Below are 14,919 nucleotides of genomic sequence, written 5' to 3' on the forward strand. Positions count from 1 at the left end.
CCACCAGCTGGTGGGACCCTCCCTTCGTCATGGGCCGTGTGCTGCCCTCAGGTCGGCGGAGACCACCTGGGGTCTCGCCCGATGAAGGCGAGGAAGCGGTCCTGATCGGTGGCATCTGGCGGCACCGGTTGCTGCTCACCGAACTGACCGGAGGCGCGGATCATCTCTGCCTGAGCGGTCATGCCCGCGAGCGCGCCGACGATGAAGTCTTCGTCGAGCCGGTCGTCCTGCCCAGTGGCCCGGGCGAGGTCCCAGGTGTGGAAGACGACATCGCTGGTGAAGAACTGGTCGAGCATCGCCGGCAGCGGCAGCTCGCCGATGTGCTCGTGGGCGAAGGTGACCTCCTGGCTCGCCGGGTCTTCCAGCAGGGCCCGGACCTGAGCATCGGTCGCGGCCCAGGCGCCGGCCGGGTCCTCGTCGGCGGACGGCACCGGGTCCAGCACGACCGGGCTGCCGGACGCGAGCAGGCCGGGCAGCCACGTGGTGAGGTGGCCGACGACGTCGCGAGCTCGCCACTCGGCCACGGGGGTGGGGGCGTCCCAGTCGCGGGTCCCGTGGACCCGGTCGGTGAAGGTGCCTGCCGCGGACCGGTAGCGATCCACGACGGACATCTCGGGCAGTGAGGTCATGCGACCTCCCCAGCCGCGAGCATCGAGTCGAGGGCCGCGTAGCCCTCGTTGATGCCGACCTCCATGCCGGAGGCGAGCATCGCCTCGCGGCCCTCGAAGGAGTCGACCAGCGACTGGCTGTGCAGGCGAGTCCAGCCGTCTCCGAGGTCTTCGAAGGTCATCGTCTCGAGCGAGACGCCGTCGGGGAAGCCCTCGAAGGTGAAGGTCTGCACGATGCGCTCGGGGGAGACCTCGTGGAAGCTGCCGTGGAAGCCGTACTCCTCGTCGCCGCGCGTGTTGAGGAATCGCCAGCTGCCGCCCGTGCGCGCATCCCAGTGGTCGATGACGGTGCCGACCGACTCCGGGCCGACCCATCGCGCGTAGAGCTGCGGGTCGGTGTGTGCAGCGAAGAGCTGCGCGGCGCTGGCCCGGAAGTCTCTGGTGATCCGGACGAGAGGTACGTCGGGGTCGGCCTCGATGGTCGCGGTCGTGATGCGGTCCGGGGTGGGGTTCATCGGTCTGCTCCTGATTCGGTGGTGTCGGACGAAGGGAGGTCCGCCAAGACCTCCTCGAGACGGGACATGCGCTGCTCGGCCCGCTGCTGGTGCCGCTCGATCCAACCGGTCATCGCGGCCAACGCCTGGCTCTCGAGATGGACCGGGCGGCGTTGGGCCTCCTTGCGCTGGCTGACGAGCCCGGCATCGGCCAGGACCTTCACGTGCTTGCTCACGGCTTGGAGGCTGATGTCGTAGGGGGAAGCGAGGTCGGACACGGTGGCGTCACCGATGGTGAGGCGGGCGACGATGTCCCGCCGGACGGGGTCGGAGAGTGCGGCGAATGCCCGGGAGAGCCGTTCGTCTGGGTGGTCCGTCACGCTGCTCCTTATTCAACCTTGAGGTTGAATACGACATTAGACCTGGGGGAGGTCAGGGTCAAGAGGGGAGTGGGTGAGTGGCCGGCGCGACGAGGGTCAGAGCCGCTTGCGCATGGCCTTCATCTGGTCGATCTGCTTCTGCTGGACGACATTGATGTCGTCGCCGAGCTCGCTCGTGCGCTCGTCTGATCCCTTGTCTCCCAGGGTCTTGCACATCGTCAGAGCGCCCTGGTGGTGCGTGGTCATCAGGTCGAGGTACAGGCGGTCGACGTCAGCACCCTTGGCCGTGGTGAGCGCGTCGAGCTGCTTCTGCGTGGCCATCCCGGGCATTTTTGCGTGCTGCGCGTGCCCGACCCTGGAGCCCAGGGTCGGGTTGGTCGCCTCGACCGGGACCTTTTCGTCCCAGGACTTCAGCGTTGCGGCCATGCCCTTCATCTCCGGCTTCTGCTCGTCCCGGATCCGACTGGCGATGCCGCTCACCTGCTTGTCGACCAGCCGCCCCTTGACCAGGTCGCTCATGACGATGGCCTGCGCGTGGTGGACGATCATGTCCTGCAAGAAGGTGACATCGGCATCGTTGTGGGTGACCTTGGGGGTCGCCACGGCAGAGGTCCCGCTCAACGAGGTGTTGGGTTCGCCCGGAGAGCCGGGCTGGAGCACCGGGGCATCGGGGGAGGTGGCCGGGGGCGTCGTCGGCTCGGCCGAGGTGCAGCCGCCCAGGGCCAACGTGAGGGTGAGTGCGAGCGGGAGTGCGAAGGGAGCGGCGAGGCGGCGGTTCACCCGGCCGACGGTAGCGGCCTTCGTCGCCGCGGCGGACCGCGTCGCGGGACCTGACCAAAACCTGACCCCACCGGGGAGCGATGCAGGAACCGTGGATGTGTGTTGCACGCAAGGGTGTGTCTACCCCCGCCGGGCACATCCCGCACCGGCGGACGCCACTTGGGAGGAACCATGCGTAGACCTACCCTGGCCGTCGCCGCGATCGCGGCACTGGCCTTCTCCGGCGCGGGCGTCGGCTCAGCCGTCGCCACCGGACCTGGTGATCGGATCGGCGTCTTTGGCACCGACCTGAAGACGGACGAGATCGGTCGCAGCGCCAATGTGAAGCATCTGGCCAACATCGCCCCGTCCGGAGCCCTCGCCGAAGGCCTCGGGACCGACATGGCCTTCCAGGACGGCAAGGCCTTCGTCGGCAACTACGACGGCTTCTCGATCATCGACGTCAGCAACCCCAGGCAGCCGCGGACCATCGTCCAGGTCAGCTGCCCCGGTAGCCAGAACGACATCTCGGTCTCGGGCGACCTGCTCTACCTGTCGACCGACTCCTCCCGCAGCGACGACTCGTGCGCCTCCACCTCTCAGTCGGCGACCCAGAAGGAGAGCTGGGAGGGGATCAAGATCTTCGACATCTCCGATGTGAAGAATCCCAAGTACCTGAAGTCCGTCGAGACCGCCTGCGGGTCGCACACCCACACCCTCGTCCCCGGCAAGGGCGAGACCAAGGGCAACGACTACCTCTACGTCTCGAGCTACTCGCCGCGCGCGCAGTACCCGGACTGCCAGACGCCGCACGACCTGATCTCGATCGTCAAGGTCGACAAGGCCAACCCGACGACGGCCGAGGTCATCGCCACGCCCAACCTCTTCCCCGACGGCGGCAACCCCGGTGGCCCCGGCCCGACGCCCATCGCCAACCGCTCCTCGACGACCGGTTGCCATGACATCACCGCGTTGCCGCACAAGGACATCGCTGCCGGTGCCTGCATGGGCGACGGGATCATCATGGACATCGCGGACCGGGAGCAGCCCAAGGTCATCGAGCAGGTCCAGGACAACGAGAACTTCGCCTTCTGGCACTCCGCGACCTTCAACGCCGACGCGACCAAGGTCGTCTTCACCGATGAGCTCGGTGGTGGCGGTGCTCCGACCTGCGACGCCGAGACCGGACCCGAGCGCGGCGCCAACGCGATCTACGACCTGTCCGCCGACCACGAGCTGACCTTCAGGTCCTACTACAAGATCCCGCGTCACCAGACCGAGACCGAGAACTGCGTGGCACACAACGGCTCGCTGATCCCGGTGGCAGGACGTGACCTGATGGTCCAGTCCTGGTACCAGGGCGGCGTGAGTGTCTGGGACTTCACCGACTCGGACAACCCGCACGAGCTCGGCTACTTCGAGCGGGGCCCGCTGCCCGCGGACGAGGGCATCGGGGGCACCTGGTCGACCTACTACTACAACGGTCACCTCTTCTCCTCCGACATCGCTCGCGGTTTCGACGTGCTGAAGTTCAACGACCCGGCGGTCAAGAGGGCTGACACGATCCGCATGGGCGAGCTCAACCCCCAGTCGCAGCCGGAGTACCCGGTGCGCTGATCTCCCTTCGTCCTGAGCCTGCGCCCCCGCCCTCGTGGTGGGGGCGTAGGTTTGTCCGGGTGACCCTGACCATCCGCCGCGCGCGCACCAGCGATGTGCGCGAGATCCGTTCCCTCGTGACGCCGTTGGCGCAGCGGCGAGTCCTCGTCAGCAAGGACACCGTCGCCTACTTCGAGGGGCTGCAGGAGTTCCGCATCGCGGAGGTCGACGGTCAGGTCGTCGGCTGCGGTGCGCTGCACGTCATGTGGGACGACCTCGCCGAGATCCGCACGCTCGCCGTCGCGGACGGTCAGCTGGGGAAGGGGGTGGGCGGAGCGCTCCTCGAGACCCTCGCGCAGGACGCGGTGGAGCTCGGCGTCGAGCGACTCTTCTGCCTGACCTTCGAGACCGACTTCTTCACCCGCCACGGCTTCGCCGAGATCGAGGGCCAGGCCGTCGACCCGGACGTCTACGTCGAGCTGCTGCGCTCCTACGACGAAGGCGTCGCCGAGTTCCTCAACCTCGAGCGGGTCAAGCCCAACACCCTCGGCAACACCCGGATGCTCCGCCAGCTCTGAGCGCCACCTGCGGCCTCGGCCCGCGCCGACGCCCTCCCCGGTGCGCTGCCCTGCATTGCCCTATGGCAATGCAGCCAGACGGGGACCTTGCATTGCCATAGGGCAATGCCCGCAGGGTTGCATTGCCCTATGGCAATGCTTCGTCTTGGCGTCGTGCGGTGCCCGGCTGGACGAAGGGGGAGGGCCGCTCAGCTGGGGAGGGCGTAGTGGTCGCCGGCACGCGGCTCGACCAGCCCGTCGTCGACCAGCGCTGCGAGGCAGCGCTCGAGCTTGCTCTCGTCGTCGGGCCAGGCAGTGCCCAGGGCACCGCGCGAGACCGGGTCGGGACTCTCGCGCAGCAGCTGGACGATGCGGCCGCGTACCTGCCGATCGGTGCCGTGCCAGGCCTGCCCGCGACGGACCGGTCCTTCATGGGCGGGACGGCCCGCGAGCTGCCACGCGCACAGGTGGGCGACGGGGCACTCGTCGCACCGTGGCGCGCGGGCGGTGCAGATGAGGGCGCCGAGCTCCATGGAGGCGGCATTCCACCGGTTGGCCTCGTCGGCGTCCTGCGGCATCGAGGCGTCGGCCAGGCGCATCTCGGCGGCGGTGAGCGCGGGTGCTGCGTGCTGCGTGCCGCTCACCGTTCGCGCCAGCACCCGCCGCACATTGGTGTCGACGACCGTGCGTGGGTCCTCGTACGCGAAGGACGCGACGGCCGCGGCGGTGTAGGAGCCGACCCCGGGCAGTGCCAGCAGGTGCTCATGATCGCGCGGGACCTGTCCCTCGTGCTGCTCGACCATGACCCGTGCCGACTCCCACAGCCGCAGTGCCCGCCGGGGGTAGCCGAGCCGGTCCCACATGCGCACGGCCTCACCGGGGGAGTCCGCGGCCAGGGCCGCAGGGGTGGGCCACCGCTCGAGCAACCGCTCCCAGACGGGCTGCACCCGCGCGACGGGGGTCTGCTGGGACATCACCTCGGACAGGTAGACACCCCATGGTGTGCAGTCCGGGTCACGCCAGGGCAGGTCGCGTCCGTGTCGGGCGTACCAGTCCAGCACGGCGGAACGCAGCGCCGGACCGGCGGCGGGGGCCGAGGGCTCGGGAGTCGTCACGGGAGGATGATCTCCTGGAAACGGGGCCGGTACATGTGCGGGTCGGTGCGGTAGAGACCGTGGTCCACGGGCGACTCGCTCCACGAGATGAGCAGCGTCCCCGCAGGGGTGACGAAGTCCGGGTGGGCCAAGGGCGTGTACCGCTGGATGCCGTCGGAGTTCTCCAGCGGCTCGATGATGTGCTTGGTCCAGGGCCCCGTGACGGAGGGCGACTTCCACACGGCGAGCGAGCGGCCCTGGAAGTCGCCCTCCTTGCTCACCGCGTACCAGGAGCCGTCGCGCTCGAAGACCGACAGGACGTGCGACACCCCCTGCTCCGCGGGGATCAGCTCGGCGGTGCCGTGGGCCGAGACGTCCGATCGCACCGCCCACCTCGTGCCGTCCCAGTACTCCCAGCGGTCCATGTCGCCGAGCTCGTCGGGCGTCGTGCGGGCGACGTGCAGGGACCAGCCGGCCGTCGTCTTGGTCTCGTTGCTGGCCGTGCCGAAGACGTAGACGTGATCGTCGTGGTCCCACATCGCGGCTCCCCAGGTCGGTATCCGGGGATCCTTCGAGTCCGCGGCCAGAGGCTGCTGGTCGACGACCTGCGGCATCCGGCCGGTCGGCACCTCGACGGTCACGAGCGAGGACCCGAGGGTCTGGAAGACGGAGGCGTCGCCGGTCTGGCGGACCCTGTTGGTGATGATCTGCACCTGGGTCCCTCCGGTGACGGCGACCGACCGCAGCGACATGGGCCAGTACCCGGTGTTGTCGGAGTCGTCGGGGATGAAGGCGTCCCCGGACGGGCCGGGTAGCGCCGTCACGCACCCCCGGTTGGCCACGAGAGCGGAGTTGCGGACCATGAAGGGGGACACCGTCACCGGGTCGCGGATGGTGTCGCCGTAGACGAAGAGCCGCCGCCCGTCGGCCAGAGCGGCGCTGCCGCCATGGTCGCCTCCCTGGAGGCGCGGCTCGCCGTCGAGCTGCTCCATCAGTCGGTTCATCCCGGCCGCGCCGACCGGTCGGGGCCGGCTGCAGGGTGGGCTGGCCGGGCTGTCCAGCAGCGAGATGGACGTGTCGGGGTCCGTGGTCAGCGGTGACGCCGCGCCGCCCGTGGACGAGGTCGTGTCGGTGGAGGGGGCCGCCACCGAGCTGGCGTCGGCCAGGAGGTCGTCGACGGTGCCGGCCCGGGACCATCCGACCCAACCCCCGAGGATGACGAGGATCCCGGCGCTCAGGGAGACGAGGAAGCGACCCACCGGTCGCTCAGACGTACCGCTCGAGGATCGAGGACTCGGCGAGTCGGGAGAGCCCCTCACGCACGGTCCTCGCGCGCAGCTCGCCGACCCCGTCGACGGCCATCAGGTCGTCGATGCCCGCGGCCAGGAGACGCTGCAAGGACCCGAAGTGGTCGACGAGTCGCTCGACGATCGCTCCCGGCAGGCGAGGGATCTTGCCGAGGATGCGCAGCCCCCGCGGGCTGACCGAGGCATCGATGGACTCACCGACGATGGCGAAGCCCATCGACTTGGCCACGTGCCCCAGGTCGAGCAGCTCGGTGGCATCGAGGGCGGAGAGGTTGTCGAGCACCTGGGCGCTGGAGGCCACGGCACCCTCGGGGTCGAGGTAGTCGAGGATCACGGCGTCGAGGGTGTCGTCCAACCCGGCCGTGAGCTCCTCGAGCTGCAGCGTGAGCAGGCGCCCGTCGACACCCAGCTCGAGGACGTACTCGGCGATCTCGGAGTGGATGCGCCGGACCATCTCGAGTCGCTGGAGGACGACTGCGATGTCACGCACGGTGACGAGGTCCTCGATCTCGAGGGCGGACAGCGTGCCGGTCACCTCGTTGAGACGGTTGGTGTAGCGCTCGAGGGTCTGCATGGCCTGGTTGGCCTGGGAGATCAGCTCGGTCGTCGTGCGCAGCACGTGCCGTCGTCCGTCGACGTAGAGCGCGATGATGTGCATCGACTGGCTCACCGAGACGATCGGGTGACCCGTCTGCTTGGCCACGCGCTCGGCCGTGCGGTGCCGGGTGCCGCTCTCGATGGTCTCGATGCTCGAGTCGGGCACGAGCTGCACCGCCGCCTTGAGGATGCGCGAGACGCTCGAGTCGACGACGACGGCACCGTCCATCTTGGCCAGCTCACGCAGCCGCGTCGCGGAGAACTCGATGTTGAGGTCGAAGCCGCCCGTGCAGAGGGACTCGACGAGCTTGTCGTGGCCGAGCACGATGAGGGCGCCGGTGTTGCCTCTCAGGATCCGCTCGAGGCCGTCGCGCAGCACGGAGCCCGGCGCGACCGCGGCAAGGGTCGACCGGAAGAGCTCATCATCGGTGTCGGGCACCACGCGAGTCTATGGGGTGCGGCTGGGCACGAGGTGTGGTCGGGCATGGCGGCCTCGGGCCCGGGTGATGGCCGTGGCGACGTCGACGACCTCGATGACCTCCATGCCCTGTGGGGCGGGGGAGTCGCCGAGAGCGCCCTTGGGCACCAGAGCCGTGCGGAAGCCCAGGCGGGCTGCCTCGGTCAGACGCCGCGCGACCCCGGCGGCGGGGCGCACCTCGCCGCTCAGACCCACCTCGCCCAGGGCCAGCAGGTCGTGCGCGATGGGCTCGTCGAGGACTGCGCTGGCGATCGAGACCGCGACGGCCAGGTCGCTCGACGGCTCGGTGATCTTGACCCCGCCGACGCTGGAGACATAGGTGTCCTGGTTGCCGATCGGGGCCCCCGCCCGCTTGTCGAGGACGGCGATGATCATGGCCAGCCGTCCGCTGTCGAGTCCGACATTGGCTCTGCGGGGTGTCGGGATCTGTGAGGGGCTGACGAGTGACTGGACCTCGACGACCAGCGGCCGGCGGCCCTCGAGCGTCACGGTCGCGCAGGTCCCCGGGACATTGATGTGTCGGCTGGAGAGGAAGAGCCCGCTGGGGTCGTCCAGGCCGATGATGCCCGTGTCGGACAGGTCGAAGCAGCCGACCTCGTCCGTCGGGCCGAAGCGGTTCTTCACGGCGCGCACGAGCCGCAGCCGCGAGTGCCGGTCGCCGTCGAACTGGACGACGACGTCGACGAGGTGCTCGAGCACGCGGGGGCCGGCGATCGACCCGTCCTTGGTCACGTGCCCCACGAGGAGCATCGCGAAGCCCGCGGACTTGGCGGCCTGGATGAGCGACCCGGCGACCTCGCGCACCTGCCCGACATTGCCGGGCGCACCGTCGACCTCGGTCGAGGAGATGGTCTGCACCGAGTCGATGACGACGAGGTCGGGACGGACCTGATCGATCTGGGCGAGGACGGTGGACAGGTCGGTCTCGGAGGCGAGGTAGAGGCCGTCGGTGACGGCGTCGATGCGCTCGGCGCGACCGCGCACCTGGGCAGCCGACTCCTCGCCGCTGATGTAGAGGACCCGGCGCTGCTCGCCCACGCGCGCGGCGACGTCGAGCAGGAGGGTCGACTTGCCGATCCCCGGTTCGCCGGCCACGAGCACGACCGAGCCGGGCACGAGGCCGCCGCCGAGCACGCGGTCGAACTCCGGCACCCCGGAGCTGCGGTGGGTCGCCGCCTCGGCGTCGACGTCGCGGATCGGTACGGCGGGACGCTCCACCCTCGCGGCAGCCAGCGTGCGCACGGTCGGGCCACCGACCTCGTCGACAGAGCCCCAGGCCTGGCACTCGCCGCAGCGGCCGACCCACTTGACGCTGGTCCAGCCACATTCAGTGCAGCGGTAGGTGGGGCCGCCCTTCTTCGATGCCATGCTCAGAACCTACGTGCCCACCCCGACAACGCCACGTCATCGGGGGGCCAGCCGCCCCGCGACCGTGAGCGCCGTGCGTTCAGAGGTCGGCGAACATCTTGCCGGGGTTGAGGATCCCCAGCGGGTCGAGTGCGGCCTTGACGGCCCGGTGGATGCCGCGGTTGCCCTCGTCGAGCTCGCGCGCCAGCCAACCCTGCTTGAGGTATCCGACGCCGTGCTCGCCGGTGATCGTCCCGCCGAGCTCGAGCCCGACCTCCATGATCTGGTCGAAGGCGGCGTCGGCTCGCGCGACGTCCTCGGCGTCGGACGCGTCGAAGAAGATCGACGGGTGGGTGTTGCCGTCACCGGCATGGGCGACGACCGCGAGGGTCAGCCCGGTCTCCGCCGCGATCTCGTCGAGGCGGTCGTAGAACTGCGGCAGCCGGTGCCGCGGGAGGCAGACGTCGTCGAGGAGCTGGCCTCCGCCGTGCGACTGGGCGTGGTGCTCGTAGGCCGTCTGCGCCAGGCGTCGCGCCGCGACGAGCGCCGCACTGTCGGCGGGGTCCTCCGAGAAGGCGACGTCGATCGCCTCGTTGGCCTCGGCGAAGGCGGCGAAGGCCTCGACCTCCGTGCGAGCCGTCTGCGGGTTGCCGCTGCCGTCCGACTGCATGAGCAGCATCGCGCCCGCCTCGTCGTCCAGCCCCATGTCGCGGTAGGCGTTGATCATCCGCAGGGTCGTGCCGTCCATGGACTCGAGCAGCGAGGGCTGCGCGCCCGAGGCCATCAGGTCGGCCACGGCAGCCGCCGCGTGGCGCAGGTCGGCGAAGGTCGCGACCGCGGTCAGCGGCTGCGGCAGGGCGGGGACGAGGCGCAGGGTGACCTCGACGACGACGCCGAGGGTGCCCTCGGACCCGACGAAGAGGCCGCGCAGGTCGAGGCCGGCGACCCCCTTCGCCGTCGTCGTGCCGATCGTCGTCAGGGTGCCGTCGGCGAGGACCACCCGCAGCTGCCGGACGTAGTCGCGCGTCACGCCGTACTTGACGCAGCACAGCCCGCCGGCGTTGGTCGCGACATTTCCGCCGATGGAGGAGATCGCCACCGACCCGGGGTCCGGGGGATAGGACAGCCCGTGCTCGACGAGCGCGTCCTTGAGGTCCTGGTTGATGATCCCCGGCTCGACGGTCACCGTGCGCTCGGACGCGTCGACGTCCAGCACTCGGGTCATCCGCTCCAGCGACAGCAGCAGGCAGCCCGGCACCGCGTTGGCCCCGCCGGACAGCCCGGTGCGCGCGCCCTGCGGCACGACCGGCACCCGGTGACGGGTGGCGAAGCGCATCGTCTCCTGCACGTCCTCGATCGTGCGCGCACGCACGAGCGCGAGCGCGCCCTCGTCGGGGCACCACAGCGCCTGGTCGCGCGAGTGGGACCCGACGACGTCTGGGTCGGTGACGAGCGCCCCGTCGCCGAGCAGCGGGCCCAGCTCGGACCGGATCGAGGTCGTGAGGTCGCTGGGCTCCACGGTCACTTCTGCTGGGCGGCGAGGGTGGCGGGGTGGACGAGCAGGGGCAGGAGGGCCCGGCCGGAGGGCGAAGGGCGGGACCCTCCCTTCGTCGTGGTGACGGCGGCGACGAGCGCCAGGTGGGCCTCGCAGCGCGCGGCGAGCTCCTCGTAGCCGGCGGCGCCCATGAGCTCGACGAGTCCGGCGCGCTCGGTGACGTAGACGGGGTCGACGGCGACGTGGGCGTCGGGGCTGCCGGAGCAGTACCAGTCCAGGTCGTGCCCGCCCGCGCCCCACCCTCGACGGTCGTACTCGCCGATGCTGACCTCGAGATAGCTGCTGTCGTCGGGCAGCTCGACCGTGCGGTAGGTGCGGCGGATCGGCAGCTGCCAGCACACGTCCGGCTTGACGGTGTGCGGCTCGACGTCGGTGAGCACCGCGTGCTGGTGGAGGGCGCAGCCCGCGCCGGCGGGGAATCCCGGACGGTTGAAGAAGATGCAGGCGCCGTCGACGACCTTGGTCTTGAGGTCCCCGTCCTCCTTCTCGGTCCACGCGGACTTGCGGGTGGAGCCGGGGTGCAGCTGCCACTCGTCCTCGCCGAGCTGGTCGGCGATCGCCTTGACCCGGGTGAAGTCGTCCTTGTCGGTGAAGTGCGCCCCGAGCACGCAGCAGCCGAAGTCGGGCTTGTCGGCGTCGATGCCGTGGCACCCGCTGCCGAAGACGCAGGTCCACGAGGACGTGAGCCAGGTCAGGTCGCAGCGAAAGCGCTGCTCGTCATCGCCGGGGTCCTCGAACTCGACCCAGGTGCGCGCCGTCGTCAGGTCGGTCTCGCCGGGGTGCTGGGGAGTGTCATCGCTCACGGCCGTCACCCTATGCCGCGGCAGCCACGACCCGGGCCCGCGGTGAGCAGGTTGTCCTCCTCCTGCGTCTACTGTGGCCACGTGCGCCTTGGTGTCATCGATATCGGTTCCAATACCGTCCACTTGCTCATTGTCGACGCCCACCACGGTGCGGCGCCGATCCCTGCGACGTCCCACAAGATCCTGCTGCGGCTCTCCGAGCACGTCGACGACGAGGGTCGGATCGACGAAGGGGGCGCTGCCGACCTCTCCCGGTTCGTCGCCGAGTGCCTCCAGGTCGCGGAGGACCACGGGGCCGAGGAGGTCTTCGCCTTCGCGACGAGCGCTGTCCGTGAGGCGCCCAACGGTGACGAGGTGCTCGCCAGGGTGCGCGCCGAGACGGGCGTCGACCTGCAGGTGCTCAGTGGTGAGGACGAGGCGCGTCTGACCTTCCTGGCCGCCCGACGGTGGGCCGGCTGGTCGGCGGGCAAGCTGCTCGTCATCGACATCGGTGGGGGCTCGCTCGAGCTGACCCTCGGTGACGACGAGGACCCCGACATCGCCAAGTCCCTGCTCCTCGGGGCCGGCCGCACGACCCGTGAGCTGCTGGCCGCGGACCCGCCGAGCGCGGACGAGATCAAGCAGGCGCGTCGCCACGTGCGGGCCACGCTCGCCAAGGAGATCCGCCCCTATGCCAAGGCCAGCTCGCCCGACACCGTCCTGGGCACGAGCAAGACGATGCGCTCGCTGGCTCGCATCGCCGGAGCCGCGCCCAGCACCGACGGGCCCTATGTCGAGCGTCGACTGCGCCGCTCCGACGTCACCGCGACGATCGCGCGGATCACGCCGATGACCGCGCTGGAGAGGGTCGAGCTGCCGGGCGTCTCGGCCTCACGGGCCCACCAGATCCTCGCCGGGGGCATCGTGGCCGAGGCCGCGATGGACCTGCTCGGTGTCGAGGAGCTGACGATCTGCCCGTGGGCGCTGCGCGAGGGCGTGCTCCTGCGGTACCTCGACGTGCTGGCCTGAGTCCGTCCCCCGCGCGGGGCTACGCTCGGTACATGCCAGATCCAGCACGCCAGCTGCCGGTGGGGCTGTCCACGGCCTCGGTCTATCCCGAGGGGGCGGCCGCGGCCTTCGAGACCGCCGCGCGACTCGGGTACGACGGCGTCGAGATCATGGTCTGGACCGATCCGATCTCGCAGAACGCCGGGGCACTGCGCGCGCTCGCCGACCACCACGGCATCGACATCGTCTCCATCCATGCACCGACGCTGCTGCTCACCCAGCGGGTGATGAGCCCGGACCCGTGGGGCAAGGTCGACAGGTCGATCGAGCTCGCGCACGAGGTGGGTGCGCCGACGGTGGTCCTCCACCCGCCCTTCCGCTGGCAGAAGGAGTACGCCCGCACCTTCGCCGACGGGGTCGCCGAGCGCGAGGACGAGAGCGGCATCGTCCTGGCCGTCGAGAACATGTTTCCGTGGGCGGCCCGCGGCCGGCAGGTGCAGGCATACCTGCCGCACTGGGACCCGGTGCCGCAGCCCTACGACCACGTGACGATCGACCTGTCGCACACCGCGACCGCGCGCAGTGACGCGATGCAGATGGTGCTCGACCTCGGTGATCGTCTCTCGCACATCCACCTCGCCGACGGCCACCTCACGACACTCAAGGACGACCACCTCGTCCCGGGCCGTGGGACCCAGCCGTGCGCCGAGGTCCTCCAGCACATCGCGACGAGCGGGTTCTCCGGATCGGTCGTGCTCGAGGTCGGGACCCGCCGCCGACCGCGTGAGCGCGAGGACGACCTGAGGGAGTCGCTCGAGTTCGCCCGGCGACACCTGGGCCAGGTCGAGGATGCCGGCGAGGCCGCGGTCGGCTCGGCGTCCTGATGGCCGCGCGGCGGATCAGATGACCCAGGACGCGATCGAGATCGACGGGCTGCGGGTCACGCGCCGGGGCAGGCTCGTCCTGCCGGGTCTCGACCTGCGGGTCCCCACCGGCCAGGTCGTCGGTCTCCTCGGGCCGAGCGGGGGCGGCAAGTCGACGGTGATGCGCGCGGTCGTCGGCGTGCAAGAGGTCGAAGGGGGCCGGGTCGAGGTCCTCGGCCTGCCTGCGGGGCACCCGGACCTGCGCCACCGGGTCGGCTACGTCACCCAGGCGCCGAGCGTCTACGGCGACCTGACCGTGGCCGAGAATGTTTCCCACTTCGCTCGGCTGCTCGGCGTGCGCGACCCCGGCGCTGCCGCCCGCGAAGCCGTCGAGCGGGTCGACCTCACCAGCCACGCGCAGTCGCGCACCGACGCCCTGTCCGGCGGGCAGCGCGGCCGAGCGAGCCTCGCGGCAGCGCTCGTCGGTGCTCCCGAGCTGCTCGTCCTCGACGAGCCGACGGTCGGCCTCGACCCCGTCCTGCGCCGTGACCTGTGGGGCCTCTTCCGTCAGCTCGCTGACGACGGCGTGACCCTCTTGATCTCCAGCCACGTCATGGACGAGGCCTCGCGCTGCGATCGTCTCGTCCTCCTGCGCGAAGGGGAGGTCCTCGCCGACGACACCCCGGCCCACCTGCTCCAGCGCACCGGGGCCGCCGACGCCGAAGGTGCCTTCCTGGCACTCGTGGACGAGGCGGCGGCATGAACCCGCGCCTGACGGTCGTCACCGCGGGCCGGGTCCTGCGACAGGTGCTCCGCGACCGCCGGACCCTGGCGCTCATGCTCGTCGTCCCCGTGGTCCTCATGTGCCTGCTCGCGTGGATCTATGCCGACGGGCCCCTCTTCGAGCGGGTCGGACCCACGCTGCTGACGGTCTTCCCCTTCGTCATCATGTTCGTCGTCACGAGCGTCGCGACCCTGCGGGAGCGCACGAGCGGCACCCTCGAGCGCTTGCTCACGACGCCGATGGGCAAGGGCGACCTCGTCCTCGGGTACGCGCTCGCCTTCGGCCTGCTCGCCGTCGTCCAGGGCATCGTCGTCACGTCGATCTCCGGGTGGCTGCTCGGGCTCGACACCGAGGCCTCTGCGGTCTGGCTCGTGCTCGTCGTCGTCGCGAGCGGCGTGCTCGGCACCTCGCTCGGCCTGCTCGCCTCGGCCTTCGCCGCCACGGAGTTCCAGGCCGTGCAGCTGATGCCGGCCACGGTGCTGCCGCAGTTCCTCCTGTGCGGCCTGCTCGTCCCGCGCGACCAGCTGCCACGTGCCCTCGAGCTGCTGTCGGACGTGCTGCCCCTGTCCCATGTCGTCGATGCCGCCACCGCCGTCGCGCAGCAGGTGCAGCCGCGAGGGGACCTCGCCACCCCGATGCTCGTCATCGCGGGGTGGATCGTCGTCGCCCTCGTCCTCGGGAGCCTGACCCTGCGTCGCCGTACCCCGTGA

16 protein-coding genes are annotated in these 14,919 nt (G+C 70.5%); 6 read left to right on the forward strand and 10 right to left on the reverse strand.

What is annotated here, in order from left to right:
• Positions 1-47 precede the first annotated feature (47 nt).
• From ASG73_RS07085 to ASG73_RS07100, 4 genes are all read right to left on the reverse strand, one after another.
• The gene (locus ASG73_RS07085; RefSeq protein WP_082567074.1) at positions 48-629 is read right to left on the reverse strand and encodes a TIGR03086 family metal-binding protein; all 582 of its coding nucleotides are present in this window, start codon (positions 627-629) and stop codon (positions 48-50) included.
• On the reverse strand, positions 626-1,123 hold the full coding sequence (locus ASG73_RS07090; protein WP_055993017.1) for an SRPBCC family protein: 498 nt from the start codon (positions 1,121-1,123) through the stop codon (positions 626-628). Before ASG73_RS07090 ends, ASG73_RS07085 begins: the two co-directional genes overlap by 4 nt.
• Positions 1,120-1,482 carry an ArsR/SmtB family transcription factor gene (locus tag ASG73_RS07095; protein WP_055993020.1) on the reverse strand — a complete coding sequence of 121 codons (363 nt, stop codon included), beginning with the start codon at positions 1,480-1,482 and terminating at the stop codon, positions 1,120-1,122. The genes ASG73_RS07090 and ASG73_RS07095 overlap by 4 nt, the downstream gene beginning before the upstream one ends.
• Positions 1,483-1,578: 96 nt before the next feature.
• Entirely contained in the window at positions 1,579-2,262 is a 684-nt protein-coding gene (locus ASG73_RS07100; RefSeq protein WP_055993022.1) for a DUF305 domain-containing protein, read from the reverse strand.
• A gap of 171 nt (positions 2,263-2,433) precedes the next feature.
• Between ASG73_RS07100 and ASG73_RS07105 the strand changes: the two genes are divergently transcribed.
• Positions 2,434-3,858 (forward strand): LVIVD repeat-containing protein, encoded by a 1,425-nt coding sequence (locus tag ASG73_RS07105; RefSeq protein ID WP_055993024.1) that lies wholly within the window; start codon positions 2,434-2,436, stop codon positions 3,856-3,858.
• 59 nt (positions 3,859-3,917) lie between these two features.
• Positions 3,918-4,415 (forward strand): amino-acid N-acetyltransferase, encoded by a 498-nt coding sequence (locus ASG73_RS07110; RefSeq protein ID WP_055993026.1) that lies wholly within the window; start codon positions 3,918-3,920, stop codon positions 4,413-4,415.
• Positions 4,416-4,603: 188 nt separating this feature from the next.
• On the opposite strand, the gene ASG73_RS07115 is transcribed toward ASG73_RS07110, so the two are convergent.
• From ASG73_RS07115 to ASG73_RS07140, 6 genes are all read right to left on the reverse strand, one after another.
• Complete coding sequence (locus ASG73_RS07115; protein ID WP_055993028.1) at positions 4,604-5,509, reverse strand: A/G-specific adenine glycosylase; 906 nt, start codon at positions 5,507-5,509, stop codon at positions 4,604-4,606.
• Entirely contained in the window at positions 5,506-6,747 is a 1,242-nt protein-coding gene (locus tag ASG73_RS07120) for a DUF4185 domain-containing protein (RefSeq protein WP_055993030.1), read from the reverse strand. The genes ASG73_RS07115 and ASG73_RS07120 overlap by 4 nt, the downstream gene beginning before the upstream one ends.
• Positions 6,748-6,754: 7 nt before the next feature.
• The gene (gene disA, locus ASG73_RS07125; protein ID WP_082567150.1) at positions 6,755-7,831 is read right to left on the reverse strand and encodes a DNA integrity scanning diadenylate cyclase DisA; all 1,077 of its coding nucleotides are present in this window, start codon (positions 7,829-7,831) and stop codon (positions 6,755-6,757) included.
• Between the two features lie 9 nt (positions 7,832-7,840).
• Entirely contained in the window at positions 7,841-9,238 is a 1,398-nt protein-coding gene (gene radA, locus ASG73_RS07130; protein ID WP_055993034.1) for a DNA repair protein RadA, read from the reverse strand.
• 79 nt (positions 9,239-9,317) lie between these two features.
• The gene (locus ASG73_RS07135) at positions 9,318-10,742 is read right to left on the reverse strand and encodes an FAD-binding oxidoreductase (RefSeq protein ID WP_055993036.1); all 1,425 of its coding nucleotides are present in this window, start codon (positions 10,740-10,742) and stop codon (positions 9,318-9,320) included.
• Positions 10,739-11,575 carry a hypothetical protein gene (locus ASG73_RS07140; protein ID WP_055993037.1) on the reverse strand — a complete coding sequence of 279 codons (837 nt, stop codon included), beginning with the start codon at positions 11,573-11,575 and terminating at the stop codon, positions 10,739-10,741. Before ASG73_RS07140 ends, ASG73_RS07135 begins: the two co-directional genes overlap by 4 nt.
• A gap of 123 nt (positions 11,576-11,698) precedes the next feature.
• On the opposite strand from ASG73_RS07140, the gene ASG73_RS07145 reads away from it, so the two are divergent.
• The 4 genes from ASG73_RS07145 to ASG73_RS07160 are packed head-to-tail and all read left to right on the forward strand — an operon-like array spanning position 11,699 to position 14,919.
• Entirely contained in the window at positions 11,699-12,583 is an 885-nt protein-coding gene (locus ASG73_RS07145; RefSeq protein ID WP_442905344.1) for a Ppx/GppA phosphatase family protein, read from the forward strand.
• 32 nt (positions 12,584-12,615) lie between these two features.
• A complete protein-coding gene (locus ASG73_RS07150; RefSeq protein ID WP_055993043.1) occupies positions 12,616-13,446 on the forward strand; it encodes a sugar phosphate isomerase/epimerase family protein in 831 nt (276 codons plus the stop codon).
• A gap of 19 nt (positions 13,447-13,465) precedes the next feature.
• Positions 13,466-14,188, forward strand: coding sequence for an ABC transporter ATP-binding protein (locus ASG73_RS07155; protein ID WP_055993045.1), 723 nt, complete (start codon positions 13,466-13,468; stop codon positions 14,186-14,188).
• Positions 14,185-14,919, forward strand: a complete 735-nt coding sequence (locus tag ASG73_RS07160) for an ABC transporter permease (RefSeq protein WP_055993046.1) — start codon at positions 14,185-14,187, stop codon at positions 14,917-14,919. Before ASG73_RS07155 ends, ASG73_RS07160 begins: the two co-directional genes overlap by 4 nt.

The organism is Janibacter sp. Soil728, assembly GCF_001428305.1.
Classification (GTDB): Bacteria; Actinomycetota; Actinomycetes; order Actinomycetales; family Dermatophilaceae; genus Janibacter.